Genomic DNA, 17,395 nt, shown 5'->3' with positions numbered 1-17,395 from the left:
TTATTGACACGCGCTGTGTGTTGCGGGAGATGGTTCAGCGCGAGGCCCCGGTCACAATCCACCGGCCCGAGCGGGTGCGCAGCCACAGAGTCAGCATGCGGACGGTCATCATCAGGGCCATGGCCCACCACAGAGCGACCAGTCCGCCACCGAGGGCAGGCACCGCGAGGGCGGCCGGAGCGAACAGCGCCAGGGTCACGACCATGGCCCACGCGAGATACGGGCCGTCGCCCGCGCCCATCAGCACGCCGTCGAGGATGAAGACGATGCCGGAGACCGGCTGCGTCACAGCCACGACAAGGAGTGTGCTGAGCAGCGGGCCCTGCACGGCGGGGTCCGAGGTGAAAAGCGGAATGAACAGGGGGCGGGCGAGCGCGACCAGCACGCCGAGGACCAGGCCGGAGGCGATGCCCCACTGGACCATGCGGCGGCAGGCGGCCCGGGCGCCGTCGCGGTCCTCGGCACCGAGGTAGCGGCCTATGATGGCCTGCCCGGCGATGGCGATGGCGTCCAGCGCGAAGGCCAGCAGGGACCACAGCGTGAGCACGATCTGGTGGGCGGCGACCTCGGCGTCGCCGAGCCGGGCGGCGACGGCGGTGGCGATCATCAGCACAGCGCGCAGCGAGAGCGTACGGACCAGCAGGGGGACGCCGGCCTGGGCCGAGGCACGGATGCCCGCGGCGTCGGGGCGCAGCGAGGCGCCGTGCAGACGCGCTCCGCGGATGACCACGGCGAGGTAGACGGCGGCCATGCCGCACTGGGCGACGACCGTGCCCCAGGCGGAGCCCGCGATGCCGAGCCCGGCGCCGTAGACCAGGCAGACGTTGAGCGCGGCGTTGAGGGAGAAGCCGCCGATGGCGACGTAGAGCGGGGTCCGGGTGTCCTGGAGGCCGCGGAGCACGCCGGTGGCGGCCAGCACGACGAGCATCGCGGGGATGCCCAGTGCGCTGATGCGCAGGTATGTCGTCGCGTGCGGGGCGGCGGTGGCGGAGGCTCCGAAGGCCTCGACGAGCCAGGGAGCCGTGGGCAGCACGGTCACGATGACGGCGGTGCCGAGCAGGAGGGCGAGCCAGATGCCGTCCATGCCCTGGCGGATGGCGGCGGGCAGGTCGCCGGCGCCGACCCGGCGGGCGACCGCGGCGGTGGTGGCGTAGGCGAGGAAGACGAAGACGGAGACGGCGGTGGTGAGCAGGGCGGCGGCGACGCCGAGGCCGGCGAGCTGAGGGGTGCCGAGGTGGCCGATGACGGCGCTGTCGACCATGACGAAGAGAGGTTCCGCGACCAGTGAGCCGAAGGCGGGCAGGGCGAGGGCGATGATCTCGCGGTCATGGCGGCGGCCGGTGCGCCGCGGTGTCGCGGGAGCCTGGGTCATGCGCTCAATGTAATCGTCCACAGGTAAGAGATGCAAACCCATTGTGGTCCTTACTTTCCGCTGTGTGGAGGTACCTCCCCTGTGCCGTTTGTCGCGATCTTGAGCCCCGGGCGGAAGTTTTTCTTCCCCACAGCCTATGGATGACAAAGGCGCAGGTCAGTGGGGCGCGGGCGGGGTGATTGTGTGCTTGTCCACAGAAGTTTCCCCCGTGCCGTGCACAGGATCCGGGGACTTCTCCACAGCTGTAGGGCAGTCATCCACATGGCCTGTGGATAACCAGATTGGCGGACGGTGCCCACGGGCCTACCGTGGTCCGGCACCCGCCGCCTGTTCCGGCTTGAGAAATCGTCCGAACTCGACGCGCCGTAACCGGAGTCGGGCGTCTCGATTGTCAGAGCTGTGCCGTAAGAAAGAACAGCACAGCAAGGTCCGCGCCGCGGACGGGAGGAGGTGCCGGGGTGAGCATTCCCGAGCCCATGGATGACCCCTGGGCGGACTCCGGTCCCAGCGACCTGCTGCCGGCCGCCCGCTCCCGGCGGGGCGAGGGCAAGGGGCGCGGCCGCGGTGACCGGCAGGACCGTGACGACGACGGCGGTTCCTGGACCGGCGGCTTCGAGCGGGTCCCCCCGCAGGACCTGGACGCCGAGCAGTCCGTGCTCGGCGGCATGCTGCTGTCCAAGGACGCGATCGCGGACGTCGTCGAGGTCCTCAAGGGCGAGGATTTCTACCGTCCCGCCCATGAGCTGGTCTACCAGGCGATCCTCGACCTGTACGCCAAGGGTGAGCCGGCCGACCCGATCACCATCGCCGCGGAGCTGACCAAGCGCGGCGAGATCGCCCGGGTCGGCGGCGCCTCGTATCTGCACACCCTCGTCCAGTCCGTACCGACCGCGGCGAACGCCGAGTACTACGCCGAGATCGTCCATGAGCGGGCGGTGCTGCGCCGGCTGGTCGAGGCCGGCACCCGTATCACGCAGATGGGATACGCGGCGGACGGCGATGTGGACGAGATCGTCAACAGCGCCCAGGCGGAGATCTACGCCGTCACCGAGCAGCGGACCAGCGAGGACTACCTTCCGCTCGGCGACATCATGGAAGGCGCCCTCGACGAGATCGAGGCGATCGGCTCCCGCCAGGGCCAGATGACGGGCGTGCCGACGGGCTTCACCGACCTGGACTCCCTGACGAACGGCCTGCACCCCGGCCAGATGATCGTGATCGCGGCCCGTCCCGCCATGGGTAAGTCGACGCTTGCGCTGGACTTCGCACGGGCCTGCTCGATCAAGAGCAATCTGCCGAGCGTGATCTTCTCGCTGGAAATGGGACGCAACGAGATCGCGATGCGTCTGCTGTCCGCCGAGGCACGGGTCGCGCTGCACCACATGCGTTCCGGCAGCATGACGGACGAGGACTGGACGCGGCTGGCGCGCCGGATGCCGGACGTCTCCGCCGCGCCGCTGTACATCGACGACTCGCCGAACCTGTCGATGATGGAGATTCGCGCGAAGTGCCGCCGGCTCAAGCAGCGCAACGAGCTGAAGCTGGTGGTCATCGACTACCTTCAGCTGATGCAGTCCGGCGGCTCGAAGCGGGCCGAGAGCCGCCAGCAGGAGGTGTCGGACATGTCCCGTAACCTCAAGCTGCTGGCGAAGGAGCTGGAGCTCCCGGTCATCGCGCTCTCCCAGCTGAACCGTGGCCCCGAACAGCGCACGGACAAGAAGCCGATGGTCTCCGACCTCCGTGAATCCGGTTCGATCGAGCAGGACGCCGACATGGTCATCCTGCTGCACCGCGAGGACGCCTACGAGAAGGAGTCCCCGCGCGCCGGCGAGGCCGACCTGATCGTGGCGAAGCACCGTAACGGCCCCACGGCGACGATCACGGTCGCCTTCCAGGGCCACTACTCGCGCTTCGTGGACATGGCGCAGACGTGAGCGGAGCCCTGCGCGAGGGGTGCTAGCGGGGATCGAGTCCCTGCTCGGCGGCTTGTCTGCGGGCGCGATAGGCCGCGGCCTTCACGCGGTTGCCGCAGGCCTCCATGCCGCACCAGCTGCGACGGGCGCCGCGGGAGCGGTCGAGATAGAGGCGGGTGCAGTCCGGACGTCCGCACTCCTTCAAGTGCGCGTGGCGGTCGGCGAGCACGGCGATCCCGCTGCGTGCGAGGTGCGCGAGCGTGGCGCGGAGATCTCCTGACAGCCGCACTCCTGCGTCGCTCAGCGTGACCACGAGGGCGGGCGCGGACGCGACGTCATTGACGATCTCCAGGCCGGCCGGTGTGAAGCGACGATTCCGCATGCGGTCGAGCGCCAGTGTGTAGAGAGCCTCGCGGAGTCGCAGCGCAGAGGCGAAGCCCGCGGCGTCGGCGGTCACCTGGTCGGGGAGTTCGTCGCATGCGCGGACCCACTGTTCGAGGTCGGCCGGGGCGGCCAGCAGGTCGGCGGCCGCGCCTCGACGGGACTCGACGGTACCGACCAGGTCCAGGGCCGGGTTGCCACTCACGAATGCGAAATCCACGTCACCACCTTGACAGGTGACGCGGGGCCGGACAAGGCTCGTCACCTGTTGAACCGGTGACGCGGTCGGTCGGGGTGGTCAGTGGTCACACCACCGGATGACCCGGGCTGCGTCGCGCCCGACCACCCTGAATCGGAAGAGGGGGCCACATGACCGAGGCATCCGACATCGAAGTCGTCGTCTTCGATGTCCTCGGAACGATGGTCGATGAGCCGGGCGGACTGCGCGCGGCCCTTCACGACGCGGTGCCCGCGGCTGATGACGCCGCCGTCGACCACCTGCTCACCCTGTGGCGCGAGCATGTCGAGCACGAGCAGCAACGCATCGGGAAGCGCGACCGGCCGTACGTCAACTCCGAGCTCATCGACCGCGAGGCGGCGCACCGGGTAGCCGACCGCGCCGGGCTCACCAGCCCGAAGGCCATCGAGCGACTGGCCACCGCGAGCCGGCGCCTCGAGCCCTGGCACGACTCCCTGGCCGGACTCGCGCGCCTGGCCGGGCGATTTCCCGTACTGGGCCTCTCCCACGCCAGTCGCGCGACCCTGCTCCGTCTCCACGCCCACGCCGGGCTGCGGTGGCACCAGGCCCTGTCCGCCGAAGACGTCCGGGCCTACAAGCCCGCACCGGAGGTCTACCGGCTCGCGCTCGACGCGGCAGGATGTCCGCCCGAGCGCGTCCTGATGGTCGCGGCCCACGCCTGGGACCTTCGAGGAGCCCAGGCGGTGGGCATGCGAACCGCCTATGTGCGGCGACCGGGCGGGGACGCTCCGAAGAGCTCCGACACGTTCGACTGGCGGCTGAACGGCTTGGACGAGCTGGCCGCCGTGCTGGCGGCGACGGAGAACCGGACCGGTGCCTGACGGTGCCTGATTCCCGTGGCGACGGAGCGAAGAAGCCCCCAGGTCACGGCGCTGTCGCAGGACAGGGAAGCCGAGATCCCGCATCGCCGGTGCCGGGCACAGGACGCATGCCTCGGTCCCGGAGCGTGCGCCTGAACGCGCCCGATGTGGCCGTCCCGGCGGTCGGCGGAGGGACGGCCGGTGGGGGATCGACGGCAGGCGGCGCCGTCAGGGAGCGACGGACAGGACGATCTTGCCGGTGGTGCGGCCGGTCTCGCCGAGGGCGTGCGCCTTCGCGGCCTCCTCGAGGGGCAGCACGGTGTCGACGTTGACCTGCAGCTTTCCGCTGTTCACCAGGTCGGCGACGGCGCGCAGTCCGGCCCGGTCGGGCTCGACGAGCATGAACCCGGCGCGGATCCCGGCCTCGCGCGCCCGCGCGGCCGGGAAGGAGTCGTCCAGCGGCAGGATCGACACCAGCGTGCCGCCGGGGCGCAGGGTGCGCAGCGAGCGGGGGCCGTAGTCGCCGCTGATGGTGTCGAGGACGACGTCGATGTCGCGCACGGTCTCCGCGAAGTCCTGCTGGGTGTAGTCGACGAGTTCGTCGGCACCCAGGCCGCGCAGGAAGTCGTGCTTGGCCTGGCGCGCGGTGCCGATGACGTAGGCCCCACGGGACTTGGCGATCTGCACGGCCAGGTGGCCGACTCCGCCCGCCGCGGCGTGGATCAGCACCCGCGCGCCCGGCTGGACGTTCGCGGTGTCGACAAGGGCCTGCCAGGCCGTCAGCGACGCCAGCGGGAGGGCGGCGCCCTGGAAATGGTCCAGGCCGGCCGGGAGGGGGGCGAAGTGGCGCGCCGGGGCCGTGACGTACTCCGCGTACGCTCCGGCGGGGTGCGGGAAGCGGGGCATGCCGAAGACCCGGTCGCCCGGCGCGAACACGGTCACCCCGGGGCCGACCTCCTCGACCACGCCGGACACGTCGAAGCCCAGGGTGAACGGCGCCTCGGCGCCGGTGAGGAACGCGCCCTGGGCACGTGTCTTCCAGTCGGTCGGATTGACGCCCGCGGCGTGCACCCGGACCAGGATCTCCGTCGGGCCCGGCACCGGACGGTCAGTCGTGATCACCTTGAGGACGTCGGGTCCGCCGGCGGTGTCCTGGCTGACGGCGCGCATCTGCGGGGTCCGGGTCTCGGACATGGGGTCTCCTTGGTACGGGTGTCTACGGCGATGACCGGGTGTTCCGCGCCGCTGACCGGCCGCGTTTCCCGGGGTGCTGTCAGCTTTGCGCGGCCGGCCCGGGCACGGCGGTGTCCCGATGGCCAACGTTTGAAAGAATCGGGTCATGTATCGCGTTGGAGTTCTTGCCCTGGACGGTGTCGTCCCCTTCGAGCTCGCCATCCCCGCGCGGATCTTCGGCGCCGCGCGCAGCGCCGACGGTGAGCCGCTCTACACCGTGGTGACCTGCAGTCCGGACGGGCGCCCGGTGCGCGCCGAGGCCGACTACGACATCGCGGTCGCCGAGGACGCCTCCGTGCTCGCGAGCGTGGACACCGTCGTCATCCCGCCGTCGCACGCGCTGGCCACCATCGCCGAGGACGGCCGGCTGCCCGAGGAACTGCGCAAAGTGCTGGGCTACGTACGGCCCGGGACCCGCATGGTGGCGATCTGCACCGGCGCGTTCGTCCTGGCCGCCGCCGGGCTCCTCGACCACCGGCCGGCCACCACGCACTGGAAGGAGGCCCTGCAACTGCAGCGCCTCTTCACCACCGTCCGCGTCGACCCCAATGTGCTCTTCGTCGACGACGGCGACGTCCTCACCTCCGCGGGAGCGGCTGCCGGTGTGGACCTGTGTGTGCACCTCGTGCGCCGTGACCACGGCAGCGCCGTCGCCAACGAAGTGGCCCGCACGTGTGTGGTGCCGCCCTGGCGGGACGGCGGCCAGGCCCAGTTCATCCGGCTGCCCGTTCCCGAGCCCTCGGCCGGTGGCACCGCGGCCACCCGCGCCTGGGCCCTGGAGCGTCTCGGCGAGCCGCTCACCCTGAACGCCCTCGCCGCCCACGCTCGGGTCAGCGTGCGCACCCTCACCCGGCGCTTCCGCGACGAGGTCGGCATGAGTCCCGGCCAGTGGCTTGCAGGCCAGCGCATCGAACGGGCCCGACACCTGCTGGAGACCACGGACTGGCCCATCGACCTCGTCGCCCATCACGCCGGCTTCGGCACCGGCGCCTCCCTGCGCCAGCATCTGCACGGTGCGGTGGGGGTGTCGCCGCAGACGTACCGGCGGACCTTCCGGAGCGGCGCGGCACTGACCGCCTGAGGATGCGCGGGGCGGGGCGGGGCGGTCCGGCCGGCTGAGCGGGACGGTTGGCTGGAAGCGCCGTTCGTCGGCTCGGAACGGGGAAGGGAGTCCGGTATGCGGCGCGTTGGCCGCCGCCGGACGAGCAGACCGAACTCCGCGCGGCGATCGGGGCGGCAGCCCCACGGTGATGCGGCGAGGATAGGGCCCGGCCGAACCGGATCCGCTGCTGAGGAGCGCCATGACCATCGGAGAGTCCACGCAGTCCCACGAGCCGCGGGCGGAGGGCCCTTGGCCGCAGGCGGCCGCCACACCCGAGGAGTTCGCGGAGCTGCTGCCCCGGACACGGCGGGCGTTGCTGCGCCGGCTGGCGGTCGGGCAGGCGGAGGGGCGGGCGCCCTCCATGACGGGTGCGGTCGTCCGCGGCGGGCGGACGGTGTGGACGGCCGGTCGGGGCTCGGTGGAGGGGGAGGTAGTGGATGGCGATGTGCAGTACCGGATCGGTTCGCTGACCAAGACCTTCGTCGCCGTGCTGGTCATGCGGCTGCGGGATGAGGGACTGCTGGGCCTGGAGGACCCCGTCGGCAGGCATCTGGACGGGACCCCGGTGCCGGATGCGACGGTCGCTCAACTGCTCGCCCACAGTTCGGGACTGGCGGCCGAGGCACGGGGCCCGTGGTGGGAGCGGACCGCGGGAGCGCTGCGGCCCGAGCCGGCCGACCTCTTCGGCGAACGACCGCAGCGTCATGCCGCCGGACGGCGCCACCATTACTCCAACCCCGGCTATGCGCTGCTCGGCGCGCTGGTCGAACGGCTGCGAGGCGGCACCCCGTGGGACGAAGTGCTGCGCAACGAGGTGCTGGAACCCCTGGGAATGAGGCGTACGACGTTGCGGCCGGAGCAGCCGTACGCGCGCGGCTGGGCGGTCCACCCGTGGGCCGATGCCGTGCTGCCCGAGCCTGCCGAGGACACCGGGTTGATGGGCCCGGCTGGGCAGTTGTGGTCGACGCTCGACGACCTGTGCCGGTGGGCGGCGTTTCTGCTGCGGGGCGACGAGCGGGTGCTCGAGGCGTCGAGCCTTGCCGAGATGCGGACACCGGCCGTCCCGCCGGAGGGGAACGGAGGGGACGCGGGGTACGGACTCGGGATGCAGCTCCTACGACACGAAGGGCAACCGCTGGCCGGGCACGTCGGTTCGATGCCCGGATTTCTGGCGGCGCTGTGGACCGATCCCGCGGAGGACGTTGCCGGGATCGTGCTCGCCAACTGCACCTCGGGCCCGGCGGTCGCGGCCCTCGCCGCCGACCTCACCGCGATCGTGAGTGAGCACGAGCCCCGGATCCCCGAGCCCTGGCATCCGCTGCCGGGGCCGCTGGATCCGGAACTGCTGGCGTTGACCGGGCCCTGGTACTGGGGCGCGAACCCGCACGTGCTGAGGCTGCGGGCCGGGCGGGAGCTGGAACTCACGCCGCTGTCCGGGACGGGACGGCTCTCGCGGTTCCGGGCCGAGACGGACGGCACCTGGACGGGGCTGGACGGCTATTACGCGGGGGAGACGCTGCGCGTGGTGCGCGAAGAGGACGGTTCGGTCAGCCACCTGGACCTCGGCACCTTCGTGTTCACCCGCGGTCCGTACGCGCCGTCGGAACCGGTGCCCGGTGGGGTGGATCCGGAGGGTTGGCGGGTGTGAGGCCCGTACGGCAGGGGCCTGGAGAGCGGACGTACAGTCGACCCACATGTCAGGAGCCGCGCCGAGTCGGCTCGCTACCGCTGGAAGGCCCTGTGACTGCCGTGTCTGACCCGAACGCGAACGCCGCTGCCCCGGATCTGCTCGACCTGCCGCCGCTGACCGCGGCACACTTCGCGCGGATCGAGGACAAGGTCGCCGCCCTGATGCGCACCCGCTGCGATGTGGTGGCGATGCAGGGCGAGGCGCTGCTGCCCCTGGAGGCATGCATCCGCTCGGCGGTGCGGCCCGGCAGCACCGCGCTCAACATCATCACCGGACCGTACGGCGAGACGTTCGGCGGCTGGCTGAGGTCCTGCGGAGCCGAGGTCGTCACCCTCACCGCGCCGTTCACGGGTGCGGTCGACCCGCGCCAGGTGGCGGACGCCCTGCGGAAGCACCCCGAGATCGACTTTGTGAGCCTGGTGCACGCGGAGGCGGCGACGGGCAACACCAACCCCGTCGCGGAGATCGGCGCCGTGGTGCGCGAACATGGCGCGCTGCTGATGCTGGACGCGGTCGCCTCGGTGGGCGCCGAGGCGCTGCTCACCGACGAGTGGGGCGTGGACCTGTGTGTGATCGGCGGGCAGAAGGCGATGGCGGGGCCCGCCGGAGTGTCCGTGGCGTCGGTCAGCGCCCGAGCGTGGGAGCGGATCGCCGCCAATGAGCAGGCACCTCGCCGCTCCTACCTCTCGCTGCTGGACTGGAAGGAACGCTGGATCGACGGCGGACGCGCGGCACTGCCGCACGCCCCGGCGCAGCTGGAGATGCTCGCGCTGGAGCAGGCCGCGGACCGGATCGACGCCGAGGGCCTGGAGGCCGTCATCACCCGGCACCGGGCGGCGGCCGCGGCGACCAGGGCCGGGGTGCGGGCGCTGGGCGGGCTCACCCCGTACGTCGTGTGTGACGAGGACGCGGCGCCGGCCGCTACGACGCTCCGTGCGCCGGAGGGAGTGGACGCCCGCGAGATCGTGACCGCCGCGCTCGCGGTGGACGCATCTGTACCGGTTCAGGCCGCGGCTGGTGCGCTGGCCAAGGAGATGATCCGGGTCAACCACTATGGCCGTGCCGCCGACCGGGCGGTGGTCACGGCCTCGCTGACGGCACTGGCGGGCGGACTGCGTGCGCTGGGTGCGTCCGTGGACGCCGAAGGCGCTGCCGTGGCGGCGGGCGCGGCGTGGGACGCGGTGGCTGCAGGCTGAGAGAAGCCGGCGCCCAGACATAGGGCGACGGGCGTTGTGGGGTCGTGTTTCACGTGAAACGCGGCCCCATACGCATGTCTGGACGCAGCTTCGTTTCACGTGAAACGGCCATGCCGGTGAATGAGTTCGCAAATGGCTCGGTGTCTCCAACTTCCTTTATGCGGACCGAAGTTGAGGTGCCCGGGCGGCAGTGCGGGGGCGCGATGCGTACGTCCACGGCGAGGGCGTCGGCGACCCTGTGGCCGGCGGTGTTCCTGTCCGTCTCCTGCCGGGAATCGTCCGGTAGCGCGCCCAGGTGGGCAGAGGCAGGCTGGATGCGGAAGGCGTCGTGGGCGCCGGCGCTCGCGGCCCTCGGCTCGGGAGGCAGTCACGGGCGGCAGCGTCGATGAGGCACGTGCTCTCGCACTCCGCCTCGATCGGTCCGATTTTCCGGCCGACGCCTCGCCGGGGCATTTAACGATCTTGTTTGAAGCCTCCCATAGAATCGGAATGAGCGACCCGTTTGCTGCAGCGGTGCGCGCGTAGGGGGTCGCGACGTTTTCAGGGAGGTCCGGCGGTGATCGAGGGTGAGGGTACGCGCCCCCGTGCGGATGCGCGGCGCAACCGGGCGCTGGTGCTCCAGGCGGCTCGATTCGCCTTCGAGGAACAGGGGTTGGGCGTCCCGCTCGGGGAGATCGCGCGCCGTGCGGGCGTCGGTGCGGGAACCGTCTACCGCCATTTTCCTTCCAAGGAAGCCCTGTTCAGGGCGACGGTCGTGGAGCGGATCGAGCTTTTCACCGACACGGCACGGGACTTGGCCGAGTCGCCGGACCCAGGCCCGGTGTTCTTTCGTTTCCTCGCCTCCGTGGTGCGGATCGCCTCGCGCAACAAGGCGTTGTGTGACGCGTTGGAGGCGGCCGGCGCGGGCCGATTCGAGCCGTCGCCGGGGGTCGGCGAGGACTTCGACGACGCGCTGGAAGTCCTGCTCAGCAGGGCCCAAGAGGCAGGGGCCGTACGGCAGGACGTGGGGATAGCGGACCTCAGGGCCCTGCTGGTGGGCTGCCTCTCGATGGAGCGGGCCAGGGCGGGAACCGGCACGGAGGCCGGGGGGCGGGGCCGGATGACGGCGCTGATGTGCGATGGGCTGCGGTCCCGGCCGGCCGTAACGAAACTCGACGATCTCCCCGGAAACCGTAACGGGGCATGGTGTGAAGTGTGCGGCGCGGCCCTCGCGGCGGCGCGTACGGGCCGGCCTGCGCGCTACTGCGGTGGTGCTTGCCGGCAGAAGGCGCACCGAGCGCGGGGGCGGACGCGGCAGGGATGAGCGGGCGTGGTCGTCACGGGCGCCGCGGGTGTCACAGCTGGAGCTTGAATCCCAGGTGGGAGGCCTCGAAGCCGAGGCGCTCGTAGAAGCGGTGGGCGTCGATTCGGGTCGCGTCCGAGGTGAGCTGCACCATCTGGCAACCGAGTGTGTGGGATTCCGCGACCGCCCACTCGATGAGCCGGCTGCCTGAGCTTGTTCCGCTTTGACGGACACCCTTGGTGTGGTGGTCAGGCCGCGAGGGCGGTCTCGTAGTCGGCGGGACTGCGGTAACCAAGGCTGCTGTGCAGTCGGTGCAAGTTGTACCAGCCCTCGATGAAGTCGAAGATCGCGGTGTGGGCAGAGGCCCGACTGGGCCAGGCGGCGGTGCCGAGCAACTCACGTTTGATGGTGGCGAAGAAGGACTCGGCAAGGGCGTTGTCCCAGCATTGTCCGGTGCGTCCGACAGAGAGACGGACGTCCAACTCATATGCCAGGGCGGCGAATTGCTGACTGGTGTATTGGCAGCCGCGATCCGAGTGGAAGATCACCGGATGGGCAGGGCGACGCTGCTGGCAGGCAGATCGCAGAGCATCGGCGACCAGATCGGTCCGCAGGTGGTCGGCGGTGGCCCAGCCCACCACCCGCCGCGAGGCGATGTCGATGACCGTGGCCAGATAGAGCCAGCCCTCGTCGGTCGGGACGTAGGTGATGTCGCCGCACCAGCGGGTATCGAGTCCCGCGGCGTCGGGGGCGAAGTCGCGGACCACGAGGTCGGGCCGGAGGGCGGATCGAGGATCAGGAATCGTGGTGGTGTGCCGTCGCCTGCGGTGCCGGCCCTCCAAACCGGCCGCCCGCATCAGCCGGGCAACCCGGCGGCGGCCGCAGCCGGCGCCTTCCTGCTTGAGTACCGCATGAACGCGCGGGGCCCCATAGGTACCGCGTGAATGCTCGTGGACTGCGGCGATCCGCCGGGTCAGCTCGGCGTCCTGGACGGTGCGGGGACCGGGCTTGCCGCTACGGCGGGCGTAGAAGGCGGTTCGGGAGACCTTGAGCAGTTCACATGCGCGCTTGACGCTGTGACCAGCGCGTTTCTCCGCCTCGATGAACGGGTGCACCGTCACCGGGTCTCCTTCGCGAAGAAAGCCGTGGCTCGCTTGAGGATGTCGACGTCCTCGCGCAGTCGGCGATTCTCCCGCCGCAAGGCGGCCAGTTCCTCGCGTTCGCTGCTGGTCAGCCCATCCTTCTCACCGGCGTCGACCTCAGCCTGGCTGACCCACAGCCGCACCGCGGTCTCTGTCAGGTCGAAGTCCTTGGCCACCTGGCCGACCGAGCGGTCACCGCGTCGGCACAGCTCGACGATCTCGGCCTTGAACTCCGGCGTGAACGAGCGGCGAGGGCGTGGCTTCTTCTTCCCCATGCTCTCCATGATGGACATCCTTCCGGGGCAGGGCCCCTGATCTCGGATGTCCGTCAAAGCGGATCAAACCCAGCCGAGGCCGCTGCCGCGTTCGTCGCTGTGGACGCGTACCCCCTCGACGATCGCGCGGGTGGCGCCGCGCCGTGACAGGCCGGGGATCACCGTGAGCTGGAGCGTGCCGACCGTCCGCCCCGCCCGGACGGCGACGATCTGGTGCTGCTGGGGGTCGGCTGCCAGCTTCTCGAACGCGGCGCGGTACGGAACAAGGTCGTCCGGTGACTCGCGGGTGGCGCCCAACGGGTCATCGGCGAGCATCGCAACGATGGCGGGAAGGTCGGTCTCGGTCGCGCGGCGTATCTCGATATCGCTCATGGGCGCGACCCTATGCCGTGTGATCACGGGGGCGGCAGAGGCACCACACCGTCCGTTCGGCGGACGGCTCCTCCTGCCCCCGCTACGTCACCGCGGCGGAACAAGCGTCTCCACGGCGGTGACCAGCGGCGCCAGTTCGGGGCGCTGCGCGGCGTCCTGGAGGGCTTCGCTCAGCGCGCCGTCGTGGGTCGGCCGGGCCTCCACCAGGAGCGCGAGGCCCTCGGGCGTCACGTCGGTGTAGATGCCGCGCCGGTCGGTCGGGCACAGGTAGCGCGAGAGCAGCCCCCGCTCCTCGAGCCGTGTGACCAGGCGGGTCGTGGCGCTCTGGCTGAGGACGACGGAGTCCGCGACCTGGTGCATCCGCAGATGGCCGCCGGGGCCGTCGTGCTGCTCGCTGAGCACATTGAGGACCGAGAACTCACGAACGCTGAGGTCGTGCGCCTGCAGTGCGCGTTCGATGTGGGACTCGATGCGGCTGTGCAGGGCGGAGAGCGCGCACCAACCCTGCGCCAGCCCGGGCGGCGGCGCGGGCGGACAGCCGGGATCGGCCGGTGCGGCCGCCTGCGGCGTCTCCACCGCCTCCTGCGCGTCCCGCTTCTCCTGCATCTCCCGCGTCTGCTGCGTCATCGACGACCTCCTCATGGGCGCACCGCATGGGCACATCACCCAGGATAGGGCACCAGCGAAATATCCAGCGCTTGCAATTAACCCGCGTCTGCAATTATTGTCTACGCTCGTAAGGGACGGACGCAATCATCTGAAGGGATCCGTCATGCCTCTCGCACTCCTGGCTCTCGCCATCGGTGCCTTCGGGATCGGAACGACCGAGTTCGCGGTCATGGGTCTGCTGCCCGACATGGCGGCGGGCTTCGGTGTCTCCATCCCGCTCGCCGGCTACGCGACCACCGTCTACGCCCTCGGCGTGGTCATCGGAGCGCCCCTGATGACCGCCGTCGGCACGCGTTTCACGCGCAAGCAGATGCTGATGCTGCTGATGGGCCTGTTCATCGCGGGCAACCTGCTCACGGCCGTCGCACCCAGCTTCTGGATCATGCTCGTCGGGCGGATCGTGGCCGCGTTCACGCATGGCGCGTTCTTCGGCATCGGCGCGCTCGTCGCCGCCGACCTCGTCGCGCCCCAGAAGCGCGCCACCGCCATATCGCTGATGTTCAGCGGCCTGACCATCGCGAATGTGGTGGGCGTGCCGGCCGGCACCCTGCTCAGCCAGCAGTTCGACTGGCGCACCACCTTCTACGCCATCACCGCGCTCGGCGTGATCGGCCTGCTGGGCATCGTGAAGCTGGTTCCGGCGCAGCAGGCGAAGGCGGCCTCTCCGCTGGGCAGCGAACTCGCGGTGTTCCGCAATCCGCAGGTCGGCCTCGCGATGCTGATGACGATCCTGGGCTTCGGTGGCGTCTTCGCGGCCGTCACCTACCTCGCCTCGATGATGACCGAGGTCACCGGTTTCGCGCCGTCCTCCGTGATCTGGCTGACGGCCGTCTTCGGCCTCGGCATGGTCGGCGGGAACCTGGTCTCCGGCCGCTTCACCGACCGCGCCATGATGCCGATGCTGTTCGTGTCGATGACCGGTCTGGCGCTGTCGCTGGCCGCGTTCAACTTCACCGCGCACGACAAGACCGCCGCCATCGTCACCATCGCGCTGATCGGCATCTTCGGCTTCGCCACCGTTCCCCCGCTGCAGAAGCGGGTGATGGACCAGGCGGCCTCGGCGCCCACCCTCGCCTCGGCAGGCAATATCGCGGCCTTCAACTTCGGCAACGCACTGGCCGCCTGGCTCGGCGGGATCGTCATCTCGGCCGGCCTCGGCTACACCGCGCCCAACTGGGTCGGTGCGCTGATGACCGCCGCGGCGCTGGCAGTGGCGATATTCGCCTCCGCTCTGGAGCGGCGCCGGACGGGCCGTGGCCGTGTGGTCGCCGCGGGCGGATCCGCCGCGAGTGCCGACGAGCCCGTGGCGGTGGCACACGGCTGACGTTCCGGCCGTACCGCGCCCCCGGACGACCGGCGCCACGGCCCTCACCGGACCGACGCGTACCCATCGGCCACCACCTTCCACCAGCCCACCACGCGCCACCTGCCACCAGCGCAAACGCAGTGCGCAGCACGCACCACCAGCACCACTACGCCCCAGGGAAGAATCCTCATGAGCACCACCACCTCTGCCCCGACCGCCCCCGCCATCCGTCCCCTCACCACGCGCGATACCGAGCTCCTCATCGATGCCGCCGTCCGTGCCGCCGAAGACCTCGACGTGCGGGGCAGCGTCAGCGTTGTGGACGCGGGCGGTCAGCTGCTCGGCTTCCGGCGGGACGACGCGGCCGTGCTGATCTCGGGGGAGACCAGCACACGCAAGGCGTACACGGCGGTGCAGCTCGACACCCCGACCGCCGACCTGGTCGAACTCGTACGGCCCGATGGCCTCTTCCACACCCTGCCCACGGCGTTGGACCGGCCGCTGCTCTTCCTCGCGGGCGGGGTGCCGCTGCACCGGGACGGCCGGCTGATCGGTGCGGTCGGATTCGGCGGCGGCGCCCCGGAACAGGACCACCGGATCGCCACCGCGGCAATAGCGGAGGTCGGCCTCGCCTGACGGGCGCCCGGCCCGACAGCGCCCCGCCGCTGTCCGCTAGCCGATGCCCGCGCCCTCGATGCCGCTGCTTCGCGAACGGCCGGCGCGGGCCGCGGCCGACTGTGCCTCGCGCAGTCGGCTGCCGCGCTTGGTGGGGCCCCAGGGCTTGAGGACGGAGATCGCGGTCATGAAGAGGTAGGTGGCCGTGGCGACCGACGGCGCGACGAGCAGACCGAGGTCCGGGCGCGCGGTGCCCGCGGCGGCTTCGGCGGCGAGGCGGTTGATACCGGGCCGGAGTGAGAAGACCGACAACAGGACGGTGACGAGCGTCAGCCAGAACTTGGCGTGGACCCAGTGGTATCTGGCCAGCCCCCAGGAGGTGCGCAGCGACAGCACCAGTCCGCTGACCAGGGAGGCCAGGGCGACGGGGAGGACCAGCCAGTCCCCGAGGATCTTCATCGCCCGGTAGGCGACGCCGGCCATCTCGGGGGAGCCGGCCGTGTAGCCCGTGATGCCGAGCGCGAGCAGTCCGACGGTGAGACCGAGCCAGCCGACGGAGACGGCGACATGGAGGACGAGGAGGGCCCGGCGGGCGGGCCGGCTGAGCTGCCGCATGGCGTCCACGGTCGCGCCCCGTGCCCCGCAGGACATCTGCCGGCGGGAGTATCCGCACCTACGCGGGCGTGAGTAGTCCCGACATGCGGCGCAGACCACCGCCCGCACTCCCGCACCCGGCACGGGCGGTTCCACGAGCCGGCCGCATCCTCTCCGGGCCCCGCCGGCCGTGCGGGCCGGATGCACCTTCCCGCGGTGCCGCCCTCGCCTGCCGCGACCGTGCCTCCTAGGCTCCGGGGCATGGGCAAGCTGCATCTGTTCGACATGGACGGGACCCTGCTCCATGGGTCCGCGGCCGCCATTGAGATCTCCCGGCAGCTCGGACTGGACCGGGAGATTGCCGAGTTGGAACGCGCATTTGCCGCGGGTGAACTGACTCCCCCGCAGTTCGCTCAACGCGCATGTGATCTCTGGGCCGCCGAGTTGACCGAACTCACGGTGGCCGCGGCATTTGACGGCGCACCCTGGCTGACCGGAATCCAGGAAGTCTGGGCGGATATCCGGGCGCGCGGCGAACGGTGCGCAGTGATTTCTCTCTCGCCGGGTTTCTTTGTCGAACGGCTGCTGGACTGGGGCGCCGACGCGACGCATGGTTCCCGCTGGCCGGCGCTGCCGATCAGGGAGGCGGTGGATCCGGCGGGCATCCTCTCGTCGGCGGCGAAGGTACGGATCGCGGATGAACTCTGTGTGCAGTACGGGCTGACGCGAGCCGACTGTGTGGCATACGGCGACTCCCTGTCGGACACCGAACTGTTCGCGGCAGTACCGCAGTCCGTGGCCGTGAATGCGGATCACCATGTCAGTGGGCTGGCCTCATTTGCGTATGCGGGCAGGGATCTTCGCGAGGCATACGAACTGGTCCGTACTGGCCGGTAATTCCGAACTCCCCCGGCGGATTCGTCCGCTGTGGCGCTGAAAAGGAAGTCTGTGGGGAGGATCACTGTTATCGGAAGCGCCGTGCGGAGTGTTCCAAGATCAGGGCTTGTGGTTTTAACTCCTGCCGGTATGGTCGAGTCCGGCTTGGCGGAGGTAGGGCTTCCGTGGGAGCGCGAGGGGTGGGCTCAAAGCTCGTCAGCCTAGCGGCGAAGCGACCCCCAGCACCCGGACTTCCGACTATTTGTCCGATGTGATGAGCAGGAGTGGCATGCTGCTGACGCGGCATCTGCTCCGCAT

At 70.7% G+C, this 17,395-nt stretch carries 16 protein-coding genes and 2 pseudogenes; 9 read left to right on the top strand and 9 right to left on the bottom strand.

The window, feature by feature from the left end; translation table 11 throughout:
* Nucleotides 1-34: 34 nt before the first annotated feature.
* Nucleotides 35-1,372, bottom strand: a complete 1,338-nt coding sequence (locus K7396_RS17800) for an MATE family efflux transporter (RefSeq protein ID WP_086719406.1) — start codon at nt 1,370-1,372, stop codon at nt 35-37.
* 476 nt (nt 1,373-1,848) lie between these two features.
* Here K7396_RS17800 and dnaB point away from each other — a divergent pair, with 476 nt between their 5' ends.
* On the top strand, nt 1,849-3,306 hold the full coding sequence (gene dnaB, locus K7396_RS17795; protein WP_174886960.1) for a replicative DNA helicase: 1,458 nt from the start codon (nt 1,849-1,851) through the stop codon (nt 3,304-3,306).
* Nucleotides 3,307-3,328: 22 nt separating this feature from the next.
* Here the strand turns inward: dnaB and K7396_RS17790 are convergent, their stop codons facing one another.
* Entirely contained in the window at nt 3,329-3,886 is a 558-nt protein-coding gene (locus tag K7396_RS17790) for a CGNR zinc finger domain-containing protein (RefSeq protein WP_086719404.1), read from the bottom strand.
* 149 nt (nt 3,887-4,035) lie between these two features.
* On the opposite strand from K7396_RS17790, the gene K7396_RS17785 reads away from it, so the two are divergent.
* Nucleotides 4,036-4,746: a haloacid dehalogenase type II gene (locus K7396_RS17785; protein ID WP_086719403.1), complete on the top strand. Its 711-nt coding sequence runs from the start codon at nt 4,036-4,038 to the stop codon at nt 4,744-4,746.
* Between the two features lie 207 nt (nt 4,747-4,953).
* On the opposite strand, the gene K7396_RS17780 is transcribed toward K7396_RS17785, so the two are convergent.
* Entirely contained in the window at nt 4,954-5,919 is a 966-nt protein-coding gene (locus K7396_RS17780; RefSeq protein ID WP_086719402.1) for an NADP-dependent oxidoreductase, read from the bottom strand.
* Between the two features lie 145 nt (nt 5,920-6,064).
* On the opposite strand from K7396_RS17780, the gene K7396_RS17775 reads away from it, so the two are divergent.
* From K7396_RS17775 to K7396_RS17760, 4 genes are all read left to right on the top strand, one after another.
* The gene (locus K7396_RS17775; protein WP_086719401.1) at nt 6,065-7,039 is read left to right on the top strand and encodes a GlxA family transcriptional regulator; all 975 of its coding nucleotides are present in this window, start codon (nt 6,065-6,067) and stop codon (nt 7,037-7,039) included.
* A gap of 220 nt (nt 7,040-7,259) precedes the next feature.
* The gene (locus tag K7396_RS17770) at nt 7,260-8,708 is read left to right on the top strand and encodes a serine hydrolase domain-containing protein (RefSeq protein ID WP_086719400.1); all 1,449 of its coding nucleotides are present in this window, start codon (nt 7,260-7,262) and stop codon (nt 8,706-8,708) included.
* 92 nt (nt 8,709-8,800) lie between these two features.
* Nucleotides 8,801-9,946: a pyridoxal-phosphate-dependent aminotransferase family protein gene (locus K7396_RS17765; protein ID WP_086719399.1), complete on the top strand. Its 1,146-nt coding sequence runs from the start codon at nt 8,801-8,803 to the stop codon at nt 9,944-9,946.
* Between the two features lie 556 nt (nt 9,947-10,502).
* Nucleotides 10,503-11,249, top strand: coding sequence for a TetR/AcrR family transcriptional regulator (locus tag K7396_RS17760; RefSeq protein ID WP_174886950.1), 747 nt, complete (start codon nt 10,503-10,505; stop codon nt 11,247-11,249).
* 31 nt (nt 11,250-11,280) lie between these two features.
* Here the strand turns inward: K7396_RS17760 and K7396_RS17755 are convergent.
* The 5 genes and pseudogenes from K7396_RS17755 to K7396_RS17735 form a co-directional block, all read right to left on the bottom strand.
* Nucleotides 11,281-11,436 (bottom strand): annotated as a pseudogene (locus K7396_RS17755) (GNAT family N-acetyltransferase); the annotation flags it as partial.
* 40 nt (nt 11,437-11,476) lie between these two features.
* Complete coding sequence (locus K7396_RS17750) at nt 11,477-12,349, bottom strand: IS3 family transposase (RefSeq protein ID WP_107421206.1); 873 nt, start codon at nt 12,347-12,349, stop codon at nt 11,477-11,479.
* Complete coding sequence (locus K7396_RS17745; RefSeq protein WP_223659499.1) at nt 12,346-12,654, bottom strand: transposase; 309 nt, start codon at nt 12,652-12,654, stop codon at nt 12,346-12,348. The genes K7396_RS17750 and K7396_RS17745 overlap by 4 nt, the downstream gene beginning before the upstream one ends.
* Before the next feature lie 63 nt (nt 12,655-12,717).
* Nucleotides 12,718-13,017: pseudogene (locus K7396_RS17740) on the bottom strand (N-acetyltransferase family protein); the annotation flags it as partial.
* A gap of 87 nt (nt 13,018-13,104) precedes the next feature.
* On the bottom strand, nt 13,105-13,644 hold the full coding sequence (locus K7396_RS17735) for a MarR family winged helix-turn-helix transcriptional regulator (protein ID WP_223660060.1): 540 nt from the start codon (nt 13,642-13,644) through the stop codon (nt 13,105-13,107).
* A 145-nt stretch (nt 13,645-13,789) separates the two neighbouring features.
* Here K7396_RS17735 and K7396_RS17730 point away from each other — a divergent pair, with 145 nt between their 5' ends.
* Both K7396_RS17730 and K7396_RS17725 read left to right on the top strand, forming a co-directional pair.
* Nucleotides 13,790-15,010 carry an MFS transporter gene (locus K7396_RS17730; protein WP_086719076.1) on the top strand — a complete coding sequence of 407 codons (1,221 nt, stop codon included), beginning with the start codon at nt 13,790-13,792 and terminating at the stop codon, nt 15,008-15,010.
* Between the two features lie 171 nt (nt 15,011-15,181).
* Nucleotides 15,182-15,628, top strand: coding sequence for a GlcG/HbpS family heme-binding protein (locus K7396_RS17725; protein WP_086719075.1), 447 nt, complete (start codon nt 15,182-15,184; stop codon nt 15,626-15,628).
* Between the two features lie 36 nt (nt 15,629-15,664).
* Here the strand turns inward: K7396_RS17725 and K7396_RS17720 are convergent, their stop codons facing one another.
* Nucleotides 15,665-16,222: a DUF2269 domain-containing protein gene (locus K7396_RS17720; RefSeq protein WP_086719077.1), complete on the bottom strand. Its 558-nt coding sequence runs from the start codon at nt 16,220-16,222 to the stop codon at nt 15,665-15,667.
* Nucleotides 16,223-16,462: 240 nt separating this feature from the next.
* Between K7396_RS17720 and K7396_RS17715 the strand changes: the two genes are divergently transcribed.
* On the top strand, nt 16,463-17,098 hold the full coding sequence (locus K7396_RS17715) for an HAD family hydrolase (RefSeq protein ID WP_086719074.1): 636 nt from the start codon (nt 16,463-16,465) through the stop codon (nt 17,096-17,098).
* Nucleotides 17,099-17,395: the final 297 nt, after the last annotated feature.

Source organism: Streptomyces angustmyceticus, from assembly GCF_019933235.1.
Classification (GTDB): Bacteria; Actinomycetota; Actinomycetes; order Streptomycetales; family Streptomycetaceae; genus Streptomyces; species Streptomyces angustmyceticus.
The sequence above is the reverse complement of the archived record's forward strand: the minus strand, read 5'-3'. Positions and strand labels throughout refer to the sequence as shown.